Here is a 16,005-nt window from a genome sequence, read left to right as displayed (position 1 = left end):
TTCCAACGCGCCGTTTACGTTCGGGCGGAAACGCGTTGGCTGAGCCAGATGCTGCCGATGACCAAAAGGACGCCGACAATCTGAAGCACACTCAAGGACTGACCCAGGAACACCCATCCGAGCAGGACAGCCGTCAGCGGGCTCAGGAAGAGAAGTGCTGACACTGCCGCCGATTCCAGCCGTGCGATGCCGCGAAACCAAAGAACATAAGTCAGCGCCGCGCCGATCAGGCTCAGCCAGGCGAGTGCAAGCAGGTTGGGAACGGTCGGGAAGGGCACCGCCGGTTCGAATGCAAGGGCCACGGGAACGAGGAGCAAGCCACCGGCCGTCAGCTGCCATGCCGTGGATGTGAGCAGCGATTCCGGCGACTTCCACTTTCGCGCCAGGACGTTGCCGAAGGCCATGGAAACGGCGCCGGCGAGGCCTGCGGCAATGCCGATCTCGTCCAGCGCGGCTTGCGGCGTCAACACCAGCAGCGCGACGCCGATAATGCCGACAATGGCCGCGACGAGGGACACCGGACGGATCGGCGCCTTCAGGAGGAGCGCTGCGATGAAAACAACGATCAAGGGCTGGACCGCCGCGACGGTTGCCGCGACGCCGCCCGGAAGGCGGTAGGCCGCGACGAACAGCATGCTCAGAAAGATCGAGATGTTGAGAGCTCCGAGCGCAAAGGCGCGAAACCACCAGATGCCGCGCGGCAGTCGCCGCACGATCATGAGGAGCAGCAACCCGGCCGGCAATGCTCGCAACAGGGCGACCGTCAGCGGCGAGAAGCCATGCAGGAACTCGGTGGCAACGATATAGGTGCTGCCCCAGACGACGGGGGCAATCGCCGTCAAGGCGATATCGGAAACGTCTGTTTTCATGAGAAGTGAAGAACCTCGCCAAGCGGCCTGCGGGGCTTTTGCGGCCAGTTTCCGGGAACGGCACGGCCAACCGCGAGAAGCATTGCCGGCAATTCGCCCGGCCCAAGGTTGAACTCCCGGGCGACGCCCTCGGCATCGAACCCGCCCATAGGGCCCGTCGCCAATCCCAAAGCCTCGGCGGCATAGATCAAGGTCGCGGCGCCGAGACTGGCCGAACGCATGGCCTCATCGCGGGCAACCTTGGCGTCGGCATATTGGGCGCGCACAGCCTCCTGCCAACCGGCGACCATTTCGGTTTGCATGTAACCGGTGTCGACGAACGGGCGCAGCCTTGCAGGCAGCGTCTGGTGATCGGGCAGGATGCCGCAGACAATGAAAGTCACGGCAGCTTCCGAGACCTTGGCTTGCCCGTGCGCCACATTGCGCAGCCGGGCTTTTCCTTCCGGCGTGCGCACGGCGATGAACCGCCAATTCTGAAGATTGTAGGCCGTCGGTGCGCGGGTCGCGAGACGCACCAGTTGCTCGATTTCCGCGTCTTCCAGTTCATGGGTCGCATCGAAACGATTGGCGGACACGCGCTGTTCGATGAGGGCGATCATGGGATGTGTCATTCTTCCGATCCGATCATATGTCTGTCGGACCAACCGTATTGAATTCACCTTTGATTGATAATATTGCCATTATAGAACACATTATTCACCATTGGAAAACTATCGTGGACCGCTACACCGCCCTCCAGGTCTTCCGCCATGTGGCCGAACTCGGCAGCTTCGCAGAGGCGGGGCGCAAGCTCGGCCTGTCGCCGGCGGCGATCAGCAAGAACGTTGCCGAACTCGAGGCCAGCGTCGGCACGCGGCTCATCAACCGGACCACGCGACGCATGGCGCTGACGGACGAGGGGAAACTCTATCTCGAGCATGTCGTGCGCGGACTCGATGCATTGAAGGATGCCGACGCGGCACTCTCGCCTGTCCGGCAGACGCCTGGCGGGACGTTGCGCGTCGCCGCTCCGATGACCGTGACGCTGATGGGGCTTTCATCCGTCATCCCCGGGTTCCTGTCCCGCTACCCGGACCTCAAGCTCGACCTTCATCTCGACGACCGGCGCGTCGATATCGTCCGGGAGGGGTTCGATCTCGCCATTCGCGGCAGCGACAAACTGGAAGATTCGAGCCTCATCGCCAGGAAACTCGCGGTAATGCCGCACGTCGTCTGCGCGGCACCTGCCTATTTCGAGGCCCATGGCGAACCGCGGGAGCCGGCCGACTTGAAATCGCACAACTGTGTCCGCTTCAGTCTCTCGGGACATGCGGACTTATGGGAGTTTCGCAACGGCAGCCGAACGGAGAAAGTGGTCGTAAGGGCGCGCTACTCGGTGACATCCAGCCTTGCGGTTCGCGATGCGTTGCGTGCCGGCTTCGGTGTCAGCCTGATACCCCGACCCTATGTCGAAGACGACCTGAAGAGCGGTCGACTGCAACGCGTACTCTCCGACTGGGAGACGGTCGAAACCACGCTCTACGCCATCTATCCGTCCCGGCAGCACGTCGCGCCAAAGATCCGGGCGTTTCTTGATTTTCTCGCCGAAACATTCAGCCGCCCGTAATCACGCGCCTCGCCCATGCCGCGCCGCTTGACGGGCATACGATCGAACCGTTGCAAGCCGAGAAAATCCGGCACTGTTCCCTGGGGAACACCGACGATGCGATCCGCCAGTAGGTTACCGGCACTTAAACAAGAGCCCGAAGGACCGATTCATGCGCCTGATTGCCGCCACCCTCTTTGCTGTCAGCCTCGCCGGCTCGGCCGATGCCGCCGATCTCATGACGTTCTGGGACAAGCCCCAGCACGGCGGCAACAGCTTCAACCGGCTGCCGCCGGACGAGACCTATTTCAAGGCGCTGGCAGGCTACGGCGCCACCTGGGTGCGCCTTTCCTACGACAAGTGGAAACCGGCAAAACGTGACTACCTGATCGGCGACGCCGACAAATACGTCGGTATTCCTGCCGCCGATCTGAAGACGCTCAGACAGACGCTCGACGACGCTGACAAGGCGGGCCTCAAGGTGGTCATCGCGCCGCTGTCTTTGCCAGGCATGCGCTGGGCCCAGAACAACGGCAACAAGTTCGACGGCCGGCTTTGGCGAGACAAAGCCTGGTGGGACCAGACGGCAAGCTTCTGGCGAGATCTGGCGCGCGAACTGAAGAACCATCCGGCCGTTGCCGCCTACAACATCGTCAACGAGCCCGCACCGGAAAAGAACAATGGCCTTGCCGAACACGCCGACCCGCAGGCGATGCAGGCCTGGTACGACGGCAAGCAAGGCAGCGCCGCGGATCTCAAAGCCTTCTACGAGACTGTCATCGCTGCAATCCGCGAGGTCGATCCGGCGACCCCCATCATGGCGGATGCCGGCTGGTATGCGGCAGCCGATGCGTTTTCCTACTGGCCATCGGGGCTCACGGACCAGAAGGTGCTCTACAGCTTTCACATGTACGAACCCTATGCGGCGACGAGCGCGCCCAACATTAAGCGCGACAAGCCCTATGCGTATCCTGGCAAGGTGCCCTTTGGCGAAGGCGAAGAGACCTGGGATCGGGCGCGGGCGGCCGCTTACATCGCAAAGCCTGTCCAATGGGCCAAGGACAAGGGCGTGCCGCTCAACCGCCTCGTCGCCGGCGAGTTTGGATGCATGCGCCGCTGGTCGAGCTGCAAGACCTATCTCGAGGACGTGTTGACCGCGCTCGACAAGGACGATCTGCACTGGGCCTTCTACAGCTTCCGGGAAGACGCCTGGGATGGCATGGACTACGAGCTCGGCTCGAAGACCGTGGGCTGGAAATATTGGCAGCAGATGGAAGCCAATGAGCGCGACACGACGCCGCGCAATTCGACACCGGAGTTCGCGCCCATCAGCCGGCGGCTCGCCGAGGATCCGTGACCGCGTCCCGCCGCACGCCCTGGAACCGGGGCATGCCGGCCGTCAGGCGTGACTGCTTTCCGCGCCGGCGTCACAAAAGCGCTCGATTGCGATGTACATCACGTCGCAGCCTTCGCCTATCCAACCGGACCCCGGTCTGCTTGGAAAAAGGGCAGGAATCGTTAGAAGAACTATCATCCTTACGAGCGCCACGACGTATGTGGCGCCGTTTCCAACTTGGGGCATGTCTTTGTTGACAACCGGGGCGGCCGACGCCGACACACGAAAGCGAACCATATCCCTGTCGCGCACGTTGGCGATCGTGATGGCGGCACTGGTGGCTCTGACAGCCGCCGTCATCCTCTCCGTCGTCTGGTACATGTCGGCCGGTGCTACGCGCGAATTGCTCGCCCAATCGGCCCATCTCGGTCTGGATGCCGTCCAGACGAAAATCGGCAGCCGGTTCGCCCCGGTTGAGGACCAGCTGGCGTTCCTGGCAAAGGAAGTCGGGGCCGGGCGCCTCGATCCGACCGACACGCTGGCCCTGGAGCGCGTGATGACCGGCGCGCTCGCGGCGACCCCGCAGGTGCGTGTGCTCTCCTTCGTCAAGCCAAATGGCGAAATCTTCGGTGTGACCCAGGGCCCCAAGGGCGTCTTTTCCTTCGCCGACACGATCAGGACCGACAACGAGCGTACGGAGATCGACGAGGCGCGCCGCAGAGGCAAGGCCGAATGGGGGCCGGTCTACTTCGTCCCGGACCCGGCGATACGCACGTCGGTCACAAACCTGCAGCAGCCGGCAACCGCCGGCGACCAGTTTTCCGGCGTCTTCAGGGCAACGATCACGGTCGATGCCATTTCGGACTTCCTGCGCCAGATCGCCGTCTCGAATCCCGGGACGACACCCTTCGTCCTTTACGGCCGCGACCAAGTGCTCGCCCATCCGATGATGGCATCGGGCCATCCGCTCCTGTCCGCAGAGCACCGACTGCCGAAGCTTAGCGAACTTGGCGATCCGTTCCTCGCCGCATTGTGGGACGGGGAACCCGAGACCTTCCACGACTCGGCGCTGGAGGCTCGTGTCGTGGAAGTGGGGGACAAGGGTCGTGTCATTCTCACCCGCGAGATCAGCGGCTACGCACCCGCTCCTCTTATCGTCGGCGTCGAGGTACCGATCGAATCCCTGGAGAAGCCGATTTCGGATCTGCTGCGTGCCGGCGTGGCCGGTCTCGTGGTGCTTCTCGCGGCGATCGTCATCGCATGGGTCGTCAGCCGTCTGATCGTTCGCCCGGTCACCAGCATGGCGCGTGAGGTGCGTGCCGTTGGCATGCTCGACTTCGCGGCTCTTCACCCCCTGCCCGGCAGCCTGTTCACGGAGTTGAACGAACAGGCGCGCGCCTACAATACGATGTTGACCGGGCTGCGCTGGCTCGAAACCTACGTGCCGAAGAAACTGGTGCGCCATCTGCTGGGAAGCGGAGATCTCGTCTCGACGCAGCGAACGGTGACCATCATGTTTACCGACGTGGTCGATTTCACCGCCACGGCCGAAAAGACCACGGCTGCCGAAGTCGCCGCACTCCTGAACAGGCATTTCGATCTGCTCGGCCAATGCATCGAGGACGAGGGCGGCACGATCGACAAGTTCATCGGCGATTGCGTGATGGCGTTCTGGGGTGCTCCGGACGACCAGCCGGATCATGCCGATCGCGCCATGCGCGCGGCCCGCGCCATTGCGCTTGCGGTCGCCAAGGACAATGCGGACCGGCGCCGGCAGGGGCTAGCTCCCCTCAGGGTGCGCATCGGCGTCCATTCCGGTCCGGTCGTCTCGGGCAATATCGGCATGAGCGGGCGGTCCGCCTATACGATCGTCGGCGATGCGGTGAACGTCTGCAACCGCATCGAGCAGCTCGGCAAGTCGGTGGCGCCGAGCGAAGAGATCGTCGTTCTCCTGAGCGGTGAAACCGTCGATTTCCTGACCGAAGGCCGCTCCGACCTCGCGCCGCTTGGCAAACACTGCCTTTCCGGTCGGACGAAACAGACCGAAATCTACCGGTTGCCGACTACAGCGCCGCGCGTCTTATCAGACGCGCAAAGGTCGCGGTAGCACTTTGAATCGCTGCATGTTTTTGTCCTTTAACGGGCTACGATTAAAGGAAACATGCAGTGGGGCGGGATAAGCGGCACGACGTGGGGCCTGGCAAGTCAACCATGCCTCGGATTCAAAACACGGGTCTCAGAGCCATCTCCGCGCCCAAGAGGAACAGGCAGAACAGGAAGCCGCGGCGGAACGCCTGCGCGCCCACTCTGCCGCGCAACCATTGCCCCACCCACATTCCGAGAACCGCGGGCACGACCGCAATCACGGAAAGTGCAAGGGTTTCAGCCTGAAAGATACCCTGGGCGCCAAGCCCGGCCGCCAATGCGATGGTCGAAACAGTGAAGGAAAGCCCCAGCGCCTGCACGAGGTCGTCTTTCGCAAGACCGAGGGCCTGCAGATAGGGCACGGCGGGAATGACGAAGACCCCGGTGCAGCCGGTCACCACGCCGGTCAGCGTTCCGACAATCGGCGAGAGCCACCGTTCCTGTCGCTCAGCAATGCGGAACGGTCGCGCAATAAGCGCGTAGCCGGAATAGATGACGAGCGCGGCCCCAAGCGCGGCGGTGGTCAGCCGTGTGTCCCCACTCACCAGCCATGCGGAGCCGAGCAGCGTTCCGGCGACAATCGCCAGCATCAACGGCCAGAACCTTCGCGCAAGCGACAGAATGCCGGGTCCCGCCAGAAGCTGCCAGACGTTGGTCACGAAAGACGGAACAACCAACAGACTTGCCGCCGCGACCGGTGAAATCAGCGCACCCAGCACGCCCATCGCCACGGTCGGCAGGCCCATTCCGGTCACGCCCTTGACGAGGCCGGCGACGAAAAATGTCGCGGCCACGGCCGACAGAAAAGAAAACGACGCATCGAACATGTGACCGGCGTAACCGGTTCGGCGGCATAGACAATGCGGAAGTCCCGATTCCAGACTTCGGCTGGCCCGAAGGCTGTTTGTCGATTATCCTTGCTGAATGTCCTTCGACCTCAATGATCTTCGCCTGTTTCTCGCCGTCGTGGATGCCGGCAGCATCACCCATGGCGCGCTGGATGTTGGGCTTTCCCTTCCGGCGGCAAGCGAACGGCTGCGCGCCATGGAGGCGGCGGGCGACGTTACCCTGCTCACGCGGGGGCGACGCGGTGTCACTCCGACGGAGGCGGGCGAGGCGCTCGTCCACCACGCGCGCACGATCATCCGCCAGACGGTGCAGATGCGCAGTGAACTGGGAGCCTATGCGAAGGGGATGCGCGCCACCGTTCGCGTCCTCGCCAACACGGCAGCGATGACCGAGTTCATTCCTGAAAGGCTCGCGGCCTGGATGGCAGCCAACCCGCAGATCGACATCGACCTGAAAGAGCGGCAAAGCATCGAGATTGCCAGGAGCGTCGCTGCCGGCTTCGCCGAGATCGGCATTCTTTCTGATGCGGTGGAGACAAGCGGCTTGACGCTCAGCCCCTTCGCGACCGACCGGCTAGTCGTGGTGGCCCGCCACGACCATCCGATCGTCGAGAGAACGCAGGTCCGCTTCGCCGACCTTCTCGATGAACGCTTCATCGGCCTGGCGGGCGGCGCCTTGCAGGATCACATAGAGGGGCAGGCGGCCAAGCTCGGCGCCAAGCTTAAGCTGCGCGTGAAACTGCGCACCTTCGACGACATCTGCCGCATGACCGGCGCTGGTGTGGGGATCGGCATCGTGCCGGAAAAAGCGGCCCGCCGCTGCCGTCGGCCCGCTCAGATCGCTGTCATTCGCCTTCAGGAAAAATGGGCCGTGCGGCGGCTGTCGATGTGCATCCGCAGTGACGGACAATTGACGCCGCCCGCGCTTAGCCTGTTCGAGCATCTCGCACGCAGTGGACGGCCCTGAAGCGCCTTAGCCACCTCTACGAGCAGGCTCGCTCGCTGATTTGAGGCGAGCGTCGAAAAAATGCTGATCTTCGCCGTTTGGAAAGCAAAATTTAACCATACTTCTCCATCTTTTGTCCATCAGTCGTCAAGAAGGGGACAATCCGGAAGTCGCGCAGCGGTGGTCGCTTGCCGGCCTGAGGGCCTTTTGCGTGAATTTCTGGCTTGATTTGCGTTGTTGAGTAAGATCATTCGCCCACAGTCTTTGAATCGTCTGTTGCGTCCATTGCTGATCACTTGCTGCGGCACCGCTCTTGTCGGCGCGGCTGCGTGGTCGCTCGTCGGTATGGTCGCGATGAACAGTTCCTTCACGCATGGTTCGGGCCGCCTGCTGCCCAAACCGCAACTCCATCTGGCCGAGAAGACAAAAGAGCGCGCCTGGGACAAGCACGCCAGGGTCAACCAGGCGACGCGGCTCGTCGCCGCCGCTGCGGCGCAGCCGGCCATGGTCGCAAGCCTGACGCCCAGCGACGCGAGATTCGCGCGCGATCTTGAATTTCCGAAAGATGCCGAAATGCTCGGCAAGAGCGCGCGCCTGGCGGCGGCGGTGAAACAAGCGGTATTGGCGTCGGAAAAGCTCGCCAGCAATTCCGCCCCTTCCGCTTCTCCGCAATCTCGCCACCAGGCCGCAACGATGAGCCTGCCCGCGTCGGAACGCTTCGCCCCGATGACCAGCGGTTTCGCTGACAAGCCGGCGGTCCAGCTCGCCTATGCCACCCCCTCTCAGAGCCATGTAGAAGGCAGCGCGTTTTCCGCCGTGCTGACCGCGCCTGTCGAGGACGATCTTGCCGAACAGCCGGAACCGGACGCGGCTGACGACACGGCCGCACTGCCGAGCCATGAGGACACGCCGTCTGTCGGTCCCATGCCGCAGTTCCGCCCGCGCACAGAACAAGTGCAGAAGCCTGTTGCCGAAACCGAGAAACCTGCGGCCAAGCAGGCCGAAGCCGAGGCGGCGCCAAAGGCCGAAGAGACCGGGAAGACCGACGAACGCGAAACGCCGGCAAAGCCGAAGCTCGCCTATGCCCCGCCGGAAGATCCGACGGAGAACAGTTCCAGCACCGGCTTCGGCCAGGCGCTGCGCAACATCTTCGGTAGCGGAGCGAAGGCAGGAAATGGCGTCGCCGTCTACGACATCACCGCTGCCAAGGTTTACATGCCCGATGGCAGCGTGCTCGAGGCCCATTCCGGCATCGGCAAGATGGCCGACAATCCGCGCTACGCGGATGTCAAGATGACGGGGCCGACCCCGCCGCACACCTATAATCTCAAGATGCGCGAGACGCGCTTCCATGGGGTCGAGGCGATCCGCATGCTGCCGATCGACGGAAAGAACAAACACGGCCGCGACGGCTTCCTGACCCACAGCTATCTGCTGCGCGGCAAGCGCGCGGAATCCCATGGCTGCGTCGCCTTCGCCGACTATCCGCGTTTCCTGACCGCCTTCAAACAAGGCAAGGTCAAGCAGATCGTTGTGGTGCCGAACGGCGGACGCGCGGCCGGCATGCGCTTGGCATCGAACGGCAGGAACTCCTGACGGGGACGTCCGACGGAAGGACGGCAAAGGTCTTTCGCCAATGGGGTAGGAGCATTAAGATCCGGGCCTCTACAGGAGCGAGAACGAAGAGGACCGGGAGCCCGTCATGTGCCGAAACATAAAACCCCTGTTCAATTTCGAGCCGCCGGCGACGGATGCGGAGATCCATGACGCCGCGTTGCAGTTCGTGCGCAAACTGAGCGGAACAACCAAACCGGCCAAGCGCAACGAGGCGGCCTTCGAGCACGCCGTCAATTCGATCGCGGCCTGCGCCCGGGAATTGCTCTATTCACTGGAAACATCACAGCCGCCGCGCAACCGCGAAGAAGAAGCGGCTAAGGCACGCGCTAGGAACGCGATCCGGTTTGCCTGAGACAATGTAGCGTCAGCAATAGCCGACGCGCTTTGTTCCCTACCCCGTGGGAGCGCTCCTCACGCCTTGGCGGCAAGCGCACTCAATTCTTCAAGGTCGAGGTCCCGTTCCAATTCGTGCAGCGTCTCGTCGTCGATCTCGCCGGCGCGATGAAGCCGGATGAGTTCGCGCCGTCCGGTTGCGACCGCTTCGAGCACGACGTCGAAGTGGGCATGAAGAATGGGCGTGTAGTGCTCCGTGCGCTCGGCATAATCGACGATCGATACCGCCCGGCGCTGATACCTGTCGAGCAGTTGCGGATGGATGAGGGTGCCTCCGTCATCATAGGCGTGGCTCTGAATGGTCACGAGTTGCGCCTGCGCCATGGCCGCCTCGGCCTGGCTCATGCTGAGGCGCGCCTTTTCCGATGGCGGCTCGACGAGCCCCGCCCATAGGATCACCCGCCCGAGCGTGGTGCCCTGGACGAGCACGGTCCCCAGGATGACGGCAAAGGACGTCACCAGGATGAAGTCCCGCCCCGGGAAGCCCTCCGGTATGCTGAGGGCCAGGGCCAGCGTGACAACACCGCGCACACCTGCCCAGGAGACCACCGTTGCTGCGCGTGCCCCAAGCGGCCGATAGCGCTCCATCCCAAGGGTGTTTCCGAGGCGGATGGCGAAATCCGAGCCAAACACCCAGGCAAAGCGCGCGACGGAGAGCGCCACGAGAATTGCTAGGATTGGCCACCACATGGTGGCGGCGACGACATCGAAGCCGCCTCCGCGCTCGACGACGCCGCGAAGCGACAGGCCGATCAGAATGAAGACGGCGGCCTCCATCAGGAAGACGATGACGGTCCAGAACGACGAACCGCGCATGCGTGTGGCCGCCGTGAGCACGGTGTGCTGGTGCCAGCTTGCGATCAGGCCGGTGGTGACCGTGGCAATGACGCCTGAAACATGCAGGAACTCGCCGAGCAGGTAGGAAGTCCAGGATAGCAGGGCCGTGGCCGCGATGATCAAGTATTCGTCGCCAAGACGGCGCGCGAGCAGGACCCAGGCCGTGCCGATGGCGGTACCGACAAGGGCGCCGCCGATGGCCAGCACGAAAAAGCTGCCGACCGCTTCGCTCGCGCTGAAGGCCCCGGTGACGCCGGCGGCAATCGCGAAACGAAAGAGGACGAGGCCGCTCGCGTCGTTGAGCAGGCTTTCTCCCTCGAGCAGGATTTGCAACCGCCGAGGCAGCCGCACACGCTGCAGCACGGCACGGGCCGAAACCGCATCGGGCGGCGACACGATCGCCCCAAGCGTCGCGCAGGCAGCCCAGGGGAGCGAGGGGAAAAGCAGATGGGTGACCACGGCGACCACGGCACAGGTGAAGAACACCGCGCCGATCGCCAGCGAGGCGATGCCGATCAGATGCCGGCGCAGCCGGCCGACGGCGATCGTCCATGCGCCGTCGAGCAGCAGCGGCGGCAGGAAAATGACGAGCACCAGATCGGGATCCACCGCGATCGCCGGCAGGCCCGGCAAGAAGGCGAGCAGTGCGCCGCCGGCCAGCAGTGCGACGGAAGGGGGTGACCCGAACCTGTCGGCGACAAAGTGCAGCGCGATGATGGCCACAAACATGCCAATCACCAGCTCGAACAAATGTGTCGGTTCCACGCGCTCTGCCTCCACCCCTCCAGGACGAGGGCATTACAGAACGCGCTTTGCCGAAACGCAATCGGCGCGGCGCATCAACGGCGCGGTTTGAGCCGAGAAAAGAGGCGCTGCCAGAAAAGAAAAAAGGGCCGACGGAAGACCGCGGCCCATAAGGTGTGAAGGTCAATAAACCTCCAGAGGGGAACAGCTGCTGCGGCGGTATTGGGAGGAGAACCGCCATGTGCATCAGCTGTGTGCTTTATGCCTGATTTTTGACCATCTGGAAAACAATTATTGTGCAATGCAGCTATGCGTGCACCGCACACGAGCAGGCCCAAGCGGGGGCCCTTACCCGCACGCCGGTCAGCGCGGTGTGTTGCAAAAGATGGCGGAACGGCGCCTGCGGCCGAAAAAGCTCTGGATAGAGGATCGGGACCGGCGCCATGCACCGGTCCCGATGATATAGCTGCTACACTAGCGACCGTGGGATCGGCCGCATGTGCATGCTAGAGCGGTTTTCTCGATCAGAAAGCCCGGCGTCATCGCTCCCCGAGTTGTCCGCATTCTATCCACCGGTTGTGCACAAGCCGATCTTGCCGCAACACCTTGGCAGAACTTCCATTTCCTCGCCTCTGTGATTAACGCGTTCTTCACCAGGAGCGATGGGCGCATTCGTCCGCGGATCTCACGCAAGCGATGCAAGCCGGGTTTCCGCATCGATCAGGCAGGCCGCGATCGCAGCTACCAGCAACAGACCCGCAAAGGTGCCGATTGCAAGCCCGAAGCTCTGGACCACCAGAATGCCGATCAAGGAAGGGGCGAGCAGACCGCCGAGGCGCGCCATGCCGCCCGCCGCGCCCATTCCGGTTGCCCGCGACTCCGTCGGATAGAGCTCCGGCGTATAGGCATAGAGCGCACCCCAGGTGCCGAGCAGCGCAAAGCTCATGATGAGCAGTGACGCTGCGATGATCGTCGCCCCATCTGCGACGACGAAAAGCAGGCAGCTCAAGGCGGAGAGAAGACAAAAGCCAACCAGCGTCGGCCGGCGTCCCCATGTCTCGACGCCATAGGCGGCAAGCGCATAGCCTGGGATTTGCGCCAAAGCGATGAGAACGAGAAAACCATAACCGCGGACGAAGCCGAAGCCTTCCCCCGCGAGCCGCGGCGGCATCCAGGTGAAGACGCCGTAGTAGGACACGGAGACGAGGAACCACACGGCCAAGATCAGAAGACTGCGGCGGCGCAGATCCCCAGAGAAGATACCGGCGCTTGGTGAGGCCGCAGAAAGCGCGATCGATACCGCCGCTTCAAGCTGAGGGTGGCGATTGGCGACGAGCATCCGGTTGACGATGGCTTTTGCCTCGGTAGCCTTGCCCGCACGAAGCAGATAGAGCGGCGACTCCGGAACGAGGAAGCGGAGTCCGAGGCCGAGCACCGCCGGGATGGCGGTGACCGCGAAAATGTAGCGCCATGAGTCCGTGAGTCCCGCAAGCGCAACGAGCCATGCCGCCACGGCCACGATCAGCGTTCCGACGGCCCAAAACCCTTCGAGCATGACGAGCCAGCGACCGCGGCTTCGGGCGGGCAGGAACTCCGACATCATGGCGTAGTCGACCGGCAGGGTACCGCCGACTGCAACACCCGTGAGGAAACGCAGGAGCAAAAGGACGCCGAAGCTGGGTGCGAAAATCGACAGTATCCCGAAGATGGCATCGCAGGCCACGGTGACGATCAGCACCTGCCGCCGACCGATGCGATCGGCCAGCCGCCCAAAACCAACCGCTCCGATCAGCATCCCGAGAAAGAACAGGGTACCGGTCTGCAGTGCCTGCGGAACCGTCAGACCGAACGTCGCGGCGATGGAGGCTGCCGTGAAACCAACGGCCAGAACCTGCATGGCATCGGCCGCCCAGACCAAGCCGAAGATGCCGATCAAGCGGTACTGATAGGGTCCCGTACCGGCGCGGTCGAGCGCTTCGTTCATCGTGATCGTCGTCATTCCGTCCTGCCTTAGAAATCAATGCGCGGACACTACGTCGGCAGATCGAACTTGAACAGCGTCCCTCGAAGCGGCATCGGATCGGCTGTAGCGTGACAACGACGGTTTGCGCAGGCTTGCAAAGAATCTTTCGAAAGAAATCCGAAGTTGTATCCGCGCGGACATCACACACGGAAAGATCGTCATTAGAGACCGGTTTCGCGCTCTTAACTGAAGGATGAGGTCGTCAGCCGGCATCTTGGTCGCGAGCGCATCGAAGCGGCGGCCGATGCGAAAGGCAACGCGCTCTTTATCGACCTCGTTCGCGACCTGCTGTGGATCAACTCCGATATCGCCGCCGCCGGCTACCCTTTGGTTCAGGCAGCCGGATCAGGAACGCCCTTCCGGCAGGTGCTCCCCGCTGATTGGAGGACGACGGTCAGCTTCGGTCAACGTTGTGTCCGTTTTCGACGAGCCACGAGTCGTGAAGCCACGTCACCGTGCCGCGATGGCCCGGGAATGATCCAGCTGATGTCGCGCTCAAACACCATGACCTTTGCGGTCCGCCCCGACCATGACCCACATCCAGAGACCATCGACCGTATTTCCGCATTTTGACTTTCATGCCCGTCAGGGTCAGGTCTTCTGCGCGCCCATTGCGGGCGACCCGCAGCGGCTCGTCATGGGGTTCGATCCAGCTGATCTTCAGCACCGGCAGGAGATCGGGCGCCGCGTCGCGCAGGAAATCCATGGCGATCGCCTGCGTTTCCTCGCGCGTCGGCAGTTGACCGCCAACCAGAGCGCCGTCGATCCGAGCGAAGCCCTTGAGTCGGCCATCCGCGGCGATGACAATGCTGAAATGCTCGCCACCGAGTGCCGCGTTGCGGCCGTCCGTTCGTTCATAACGCACAAGTTCGGCACTTTGGCCGTCCAGAGTGACAGGGCGCCGAGCGACTTCATCGTAGCCCGACCGACATGACTGTCTATGACGGTCGCCACGGACTGCACCGAAAGCGTTGCCGATTTCATGGACCTTCCCTTCTGAGTTTCCGCAAGCGCAATGCTGCCCGTGATTGACGAGAAGACGAGACCGAGAGCAGCGAGCGCAATGAGGGGCGTATGCGAGGCATGTCAAACTCCTTCGGTTGGCATGGGATAAACGCGAGATAATATGCACTTGACGTCAAGTGTAGGGTACGGTCGCAATTATCCCGGCCGGCCCTGCTCCGCCTCGCTTGCGCGATCAGCTCGTGCATCCGGATACCCTCTCCTTACCCTTGATTCCGCTTGCATCCTCGAAATAGAGGTCGATGACCGCGGCGATTTCGTCGAGGCTCAGGCCGAGGCGCTTGAGTGCGGCGATCTTTTCCAGCCGTTTGACGGCAACCTCGTCATAGTAGCGATAGCCCGTGCCCTCACGCTCGGCCGGTTTCACTAGGCCGAGGCGCTCGTAATAGTGGATCGTGCGGTGGCTGACGCCTGCACGTTCCGACAGTTCTCCGATCTGCATGAGGGACGACAAATGGCACACACCTAAACCTGACGTTGGGTGTAAATCCAGGATAAAGGCCTGTGGTCGTCAAGCGGTGGCTTTCTCTCGGAAGCCTTTGACCCGTCAGTAGGGCGAGATGCAGATCTGCCGCGGACCGTGATAGGGCTGGAACGTATCGTCGTAAGCCCTGTAGGACCGGTAGCGGGCATAGCACCAGCTCGTATGCGCGTTGCCACCATAATAGGTCTGCCGGTAGTAGCGTGGCGCATAATAACGCGGGCGATAGTAGGTCGGGCCGCCGTAATAGCCTTGGTTATAATAGCCCTGATCGTAGTAGCCCGAGCCATAATAGGGCTGCGCCAGCGCACCACCGATGATCGTACCGACGGCCAGTCCGCCGAGCGCCCAGGCCCAATCGTCGCCGCCACCGTGCCCGTGATGGTAACCGCCACGGTAACCGCCACGGTAACCACCGCGGTAACCGCCGCGGTAACCGCCACCGTATCGTCTGTACTGAACCAGTTGCGCTTGCGTCGTCTCGATCTTCGGGACGTCCGCTGCTGTGGGAAATGCCATGGCTGGCGAACCGCTGGTCAACGCCGACGCCACGGACAAGGCAATGATCGTTAGCCTGTTCATTGGCTTACCTCCATTTTCCCCGCTCATCCTGAGTATACATCGGAAAAGGCGCAGAAGCACTGCGTTTTGGCGACGCGGCGTCAGGTGTGGCGCGCAACTCGACGCGCCTCTTTCGAACAACCGCACGCGATGTCCGCTTGGCCGCACACGACGGATCGGGTCGCCGGCATCTCCACGCCCCGCCGGCCGGCGCCTTGACCGCGGGGAATGCACAAGGCCGCAGGTCGTTAATTATTTCATTTACCGCAATTCAATCGAAATCATTATTGCAATTCAGCAGCGCAATCCGGTCGGCTACACCTGCTCTCACCAAACAAGTTCACCCCAGACCGGCCAAGACCGGGCACCGACGCCCCGCTTGCCAACCAGCTCAAAGAGGAGAAAGTCCATGTCCAGCAAACTCGAAGTCCTGACCCCCCAGAACAGCCAGCTGATCTTCATCGACCAGCAGCCGCAGATGGCCTTCGGTGTTCAGTCGATCGATCGGCAGGTCCTGAAGAACAACGTTGTCGGTCTCGCCAAGGCCGCAAAGGTCTTCAACATTCCAACGACCATCACCACCGTCGAGACCGGGTC

The 16,005-nt window shown here is 62.7% G+C and carries 14 protein-coding genes and 1 pseudogene; 7 read left to right on the top strand and 8 right to left on the bottom strand.

Features of this window, described 5'->3' with window-relative positions; all coding sequences use genetic code 11:
- Nucleotides 1-14: 14 nt before the first annotated feature.
- Both ACTJKE_RS18205 and ACTJKE_RS18200 read right to left on the bottom strand, forming a co-directional pair.
- Nucleotides 15-869, bottom strand: a complete 855-nt coding sequence (locus ACTJKE_RS18205; protein WP_058330115.1) for an EamA family transporter — start codon at nt 867-869, stop codon at nt 15-17.
- The gene (locus tag ACTJKE_RS18200; protein ID WP_058330116.1) at nt 866-1,480 is read right to left on the bottom strand and encodes a nitroreductase family protein; all 615 of its coding nucleotides are present in this window, start codon (nt 1,478-1,480) and stop codon (nt 866-868) included. Before ACTJKE_RS18200 ends, ACTJKE_RS18205 begins: the two co-directional genes overlap by 4 nt.
- Nucleotides 1,481-1,584: 104 nt before the next feature.
- Here ACTJKE_RS18200 and ACTJKE_RS18195 point away from each other — a divergent pair, with 104 nt between their 5' ends.
- The 3 genes from ACTJKE_RS18195 to ACTJKE_RS18185 all read left to right on the top strand — a co-directional run bounded on the left by ACTJKE_RS18195 (nt 1,585) and on the right by ACTJKE_RS18185 (nt 5,897).
- Nucleotides 1,585-2,475 carry a LysR family transcriptional regulator gene (locus ACTJKE_RS18195; RefSeq protein WP_058330117.1) on the top strand — a complete coding sequence of 297 codons (891 nt, stop codon included), beginning with the start codon at nt 1,585-1,587 and terminating at the stop codon, nt 2,473-2,475.
- A gap of 151 nt (nt 2,476-2,626) precedes the next feature.
- Nucleotides 2,627-3,811 carry a cellulase family glycosylhydrolase gene (locus ACTJKE_RS18190; RefSeq protein WP_113512180.1) on the top strand — a complete coding sequence of 395 codons (1,185 nt, stop codon included), beginning with the start codon at nt 2,627-2,629 and terminating at the stop codon, nt 3,809-3,811.
- A gap of 223 nt (nt 3,812-4,034) precedes the next feature.
- Complete coding sequence (locus tag ACTJKE_RS18185; protein ID WP_197423553.1) at nt 4,035-5,897, top strand: adenylate/guanylate cyclase domain-containing protein; 1,863 nt, start codon at nt 4,035-4,037, stop codon at nt 5,895-5,897.
- Nucleotides 5,898-6,012: 115 nt separating this feature from the next.
- Here the strand turns inward: ACTJKE_RS18185 and ACTJKE_RS18180 are convergent, their stop codons facing one another.
- Nucleotides 6,013-6,762, bottom strand: coding sequence for a sulfite exporter TauE/SafE family protein (locus tag ACTJKE_RS18180; RefSeq protein WP_058330120.1), 750 nt, complete (start codon nt 6,760-6,762; stop codon nt 6,013-6,015).
- A 97-nt stretch (nt 6,763-6,859) separates the two neighbouring features.
- Between ACTJKE_RS18180 and ACTJKE_RS18175 the strand changes: the two genes are divergently transcribed.
- From ACTJKE_RS18175 to ACTJKE_RS18165, 3 genes are all read left to right on the top strand, one after another.
- The gene (locus ACTJKE_RS18175) at nt 6,860-7,750 is read left to right on the top strand and encodes a LysR family transcriptional regulator (protein WP_058330121.1); all 891 of its coding nucleotides are present in this window, start codon (nt 6,860-6,862) and stop codon (nt 7,748-7,750) included.
- Between the two features lie 255 nt (nt 7,751-8,005).
- Nucleotides 8,006-9,325 (top strand): DUF2778 domain-containing protein, encoded by a 1,320-nt coding sequence (locus ACTJKE_RS18170; protein ID WP_245296310.1) that lies wholly within the window; start codon nt 8,006-8,008, stop codon nt 9,323-9,325.
- 106 nt (nt 9,326-9,431) lie between these two features.
- Entirely contained in the window at nt 9,432-9,698 is a 267-nt protein-coding gene (locus ACTJKE_RS18165; RefSeq protein ID WP_057255194.1) for a DUF2277 domain-containing protein, read from the top strand.
- Nucleotides 9,699-9,757: 59 nt separating this feature from the next.
- Here the strand turns inward: ACTJKE_RS18165 and ACTJKE_RS18160 are convergent, their stop codons facing one another.
- The 5 genes from ACTJKE_RS18160 to ACTJKE_RS18140 form a co-directional block, all read right to left on the bottom strand.
- A complete protein-coding gene (locus ACTJKE_RS18160; protein WP_113512187.1) occupies nt 9,758-11,341 on the bottom strand; it encodes a Na+/H+ antiporter in 1,584 nt (527 codons plus the stop codon).
- A gap of 664 nt (nt 11,342-12,005) precedes the next feature.
- A complete protein-coding gene (locus tag ACTJKE_RS18155; protein ID WP_058330124.1) occupies nt 12,006-13,319 on the bottom strand; it encodes an MFS transporter in 1,314 nt (437 codons plus the stop codon).
- A gap of 418 nt (nt 13,320-13,737) precedes the next feature.
- Complete coding sequence (locus ACTJKE_RS18150) at nt 13,738-14,208, bottom strand: hypothetical protein (RefSeq protein ID WP_440692049.1); 471 nt, start codon at nt 14,206-14,208, stop codon at nt 13,738-13,740.
- A gap of 333 nt (nt 14,209-14,541) precedes the next feature.
- Nucleotides 14,542-14,820 carry a helix-turn-helix domain-containing protein gene (locus ACTJKE_RS18145; protein ID WP_197423554.1) on the bottom strand — a complete coding sequence of 93 codons (279 nt, stop codon included), beginning with the start codon at nt 14,818-14,820 and terminating at the stop codon, nt 14,542-14,544.
- Nucleotides 14,821-14,913: 93 nt separating this feature from the next.
- Nucleotides 14,914-15,429 carry a BA14K family protein gene (locus tag ACTJKE_RS18140; protein ID WP_058330126.1) on the bottom strand — a complete coding sequence of 172 codons (516 nt, stop codon included), beginning with the start codon at nt 15,427-15,429 and terminating at the stop codon, nt 14,914-14,916.
- A 388-nt stretch (nt 15,430-15,817) separates the two neighbouring features.
- Here ACTJKE_RS18140 and ACTJKE_RS18135 point away from each other — a divergent pair.
- Nucleotides 15,818-16,005: pseudogene (locus tag ACTJKE_RS18135) on the top strand (hydrolase); the annotation flags it as partial.

The sequence above is a fragment of the Ensifer sp. 22521 genome, from assembly GCF_052044795.1.
GTDB lineage: Bacteria > Pseudomonadota > Alphaproteobacteria > Rhizobiales > Rhizobiaceae > Ensifer.
This window is presented reverse-complemented; position numbering and strand designations above follow the sequence as displayed.

Excerpts from the sequence above, each read along its gene's own strand:
- ACTJKE_RS18205 (WP_058330115.1), bottom strand. The coding sequence starts at position 869 with ATGAAAACAGACGTTTCCGATATCGCCTTGACGGCGATTGCCCCCGTC.
- ACTJKE_RS18200 (WP_058330116.1), bottom strand. The coding sequence starts at position 1,480 with ATGACACATCCCATGATCGCCCTCATCGAACAGCGCGTGTCCGCCAAT.
- ACTJKE_RS18190 (WP_113512180.1), top strand. The coding sequence starts at position 2,627 with ATGCGCCTGATTGCCGCCACCCTCTTTGCTGTCAGCCTCGCCGGCTCG.
- ACTJKE_RS18185 (WP_197423553.1), top strand. The coding sequence starts at position 4,035 with ATGTCTTTGTTGACAACCGGGGCGGCCGACGCCGACACACGAAAGCGA.
- ACTJKE_RS18180 (WP_058330120.1), bottom strand. The coding sequence starts at position 6,762 with ATGTTCGATGCGTCGTTTTCTTTTCTGTCGGCCGTGGCCGCGACATTT.
- ACTJKE_RS18175 (WP_058330121.1), top strand. The coding sequence starts at position 6,860 with ATGTCCTTCGACCTCAATGATCTTCGCCTGTTTCTCGCCGTCGTGGAT.
- ACTJKE_RS18165 (WP_057255194.1), top strand. The coding sequence starts at position 9,432 with ATGTGCCGAAACATAAAACCCCTGTTCAATTTCGAGCCGCCGGCGACG.
- ACTJKE_RS18155 (WP_058330124.1), bottom strand. The coding sequence starts at position 13,319 with ATGACGACGATCACGATGAACGAAGCGCTCGACCGCGCCGGTACGGGA.
- ACTJKE_RS18140 (WP_058330126.1), bottom strand. The coding sequence starts at position 15,429 with ATGAACAGGCTAACGATCATTGCCTTGTCCGTGGCGTCGGCGTTGACC.